Source organism: Prevotella conceptionensis 9403948, assembly GCF_000312305.1.
GTDB lineage: Bacteria > Bacteroidota > Bacteroidia > Bacteroidales > Bacteroidaceae > Prevotella > Prevotella conceptionensis.
Genome location: NZ_HE999472.1, coordinates 1 through 1,634, shown reverse-complemented (window position 1 = coordinate 1,634; position 1,634 = coordinate 1). Strand labels below are relative to the sequence as shown.

Here is a 1,634-nt window from a genome sequence, read left to right as displayed (position 1 = left end):
TTACTATGGGGCGAGATACATGAACCCGAGGACGAGCTTGTGGTATGGGGTAGATCCGCTGGCGGAGAAGTATCCTGAGATAGGAGGATATGCGTATTGTCATGATAATCCCATTAACCGGTCGGACAAGACAGGACTAGCAGATTATTTTAATAAACACGGCAAGTTCATTAAAACGACAGATGATCAAAAGGATCCCAACATTTATGTAATGAGTGGCGATAAAGGTGTAAAATTATCTGATTACAATTTTAGTCGAGAGAAAGATGGAAAAAGAGCTATGATGCGTATCGTTTTTCATTATGCCTACGCTCAAGGCACTCCGCAGAGTGGCGCCATAATTGGAGTGGATTCTAAAGGACCTGCCAGCAATGACGATGACTTTGAGACGTTGGCATACACACTAAATGATAGGTTTGTCCGTGTCGTTACAAAAGGATGGAAATTCGATAAAGTTCTCAATAACAAATTTAATATGATGAGCACAATGAGACACGAAAAATATCACTTTGACATGAAAGACCATGATAAGGATGAAGAAGTTCAAGTCATTATGAGACAAATAGAATCATCAGAGTTTAAGAAGACGACATTGGAGTATAAAAAAAATGTTATGTTGTATCTTCAAAATGAACTCATAAAGCTCTGTAAAGACCGGCAAAACTTATTTTACAAACATATAGATAAAGCAAGTAAATATTTACATAAATATGGCGAAAAGTATATTCCACAATACATTAATGGAGGTAATGAAATCACATTCTAGACTGATGACCTTGGTTGTCATGGCACTGGTTGCATTTTCGTGCGCAGAAGAGAGAGATCTCACAGATTTAATCTGTGGAGACGACTCTAAATTGTGGTATGTAAATTTTGATGCGAGAGACAAGTTACAAATGTGCTTTTACTTTAACAGGGATGGGACATGGAAGATCTTAGAGCGAGACTTACAGGGGAATTTATCGAAATACACTGAACGGGATCAATTTTGGTCAGAATATTGGAGCTTAAAGGAAGACTCAATAATATCATTAGCAGGAACAGAATATAAAATCCACGAAATTAACCCTTCCCTACTGGTACTTAGTCTTGATTCGGCTAGAATAACTTTGCAACTTGTCGACCAATGAGTTCTCCAATCGCGTAACGTACATCTCGGTGCATAGGTGGTGAAACACTGTTAAACACCAGCTTGTTACAGGCGTGAAGGACGCCTACGGCTACACCTCGTCCACCGACTACGACTGCCGTTGGGGCGCACCGCTGGAAACGCGCGACATCAATGGCAACCGCATGCGCTATGCCTACGACGACGCGGGCAGGCCCACCGCAATCGTCGGCCCGAAGGATCTGGCCGCAGGCAGGCCCTACACCGTATGCTTTGGTTTGCAGGTGCGTTCGACGTATTGGCGAAAGATTCGGTGCAGCTGACCTTTGAGATGCTGACGGATGCTCCTTTGGAATGGAGAAACATGTCGTGGAAACCAACGTTAAGGTACGTCTCCACACAAGACACGCTCCGTGTAATTCCTTTTAGAAAGATGTATAACAAGCCCGTACTTGTGAGTGCTTCAAGAAATGTTAGGAAGGACCTGGCGAAGAACCAGAAATACGACCCGGGAGTAATTCTCGTG

At 42.7% G+C, this 1,634-nt stretch carries 1 protein-coding gene and 1 pseudogene; both read left to right on the top strand.

Features of this window, described 5'->3' with window-relative positions:
* Positions 1-766, top strand: a pseudogene (locus BN93_RS15705) (RHS repeat-associated core domain-containing protein); the annotation flags it as partial.
* Between the two features lie 610 nt (positions 767-1,376).
* Positions 1,377-1,634 (top strand): hypothetical protein (locus BN93_RS18185; RefSeq protein ID WP_198007546.1); only part of this gene is annotated, 258 nt, incomplete at its 3' end.